The 553-nt window shown below is 54.8% G+C and carries 1 tRNA gene and 1 pseudogene; one reads left to right on the top strand and one right to left on the bottom strand.

The window, feature by feature from the left end:
* Window positions 1-192 (bottom strand): annotated as a pseudogene (locus ACK4S7_RS13205) (hypothetical protein); the annotation flags it as partial.
* Window positions 193-376: 184 nt separating this feature from the next.
* Here ACK4S7_RS13205 and ACK4S7_RS13200 point away from each other — a divergent pair.
* Window positions 377-452 (top strand) — tRNA-Thr (locus ACK4S7_RS13200).
* The last annotated feature ends 101 nt before the right edge of the window (window positions 453-553 follow it).

The raw sequence follows: 553 nt of genomic DNA, 5'->3' as shown, positions 1-553 counted from the left end.
GGGCGCATTGCGCAGCAACTGCGTCCAGAAATTATAGGCGCGCACTTGCATCCGGCGTTCGTTGACGCCAATTTCCGGCGGCCGTTCTAAGCCGTGATCGTGACCGTGGTCTTGGGCATCATGCGAGGTGCGATCCGAATCGCCCTCCCCCTGATGCGTGACGTGACTGTCTATCCCGCGCAAACTGTCCATAAAGGTCCCATTTCCCTTGCATAGCCCCACCCGCGCAAGGCGGATAAAGCAGCTTCCCCAGGGAATGTGCCGCGATATGGTAAAATTGTCGTAAAGGAGACCCCGATAATTCGCACAGTGTCGGACATTATGGCACAATTGGCGCTTGAACAAACGCCCCGTCAGCGCTATCTGCCACCCCCATGCCGCCTTAGCTCAGTTGGTAGAGCATCGCATTCGTAATGCGGGGGCCGTAGGTTCGAATCCTATAGGCGGCACCACTTTCCCACAAACCACTGAAAATCCTAACAAATCGTCCTCTCGACGGTCCAAAAAGCGTGCCTGTTACACAAAGGTGTTACACAATAGCTCCACAAATTCT

The organism is Sphingorhabdus sp. (assembly GCF_046292425.1).
Classification (GTDB): domain Bacteria; phylum Pseudomonadota; class Alphaproteobacteria; order Sphingomonadales; family Sphingomonadaceae; genus Sphingorhabdus_B.
Note: the sequence above shows the minus strand (reverse complement) of the source record. Positions and strands in the feature narration are given on the sequence as shown.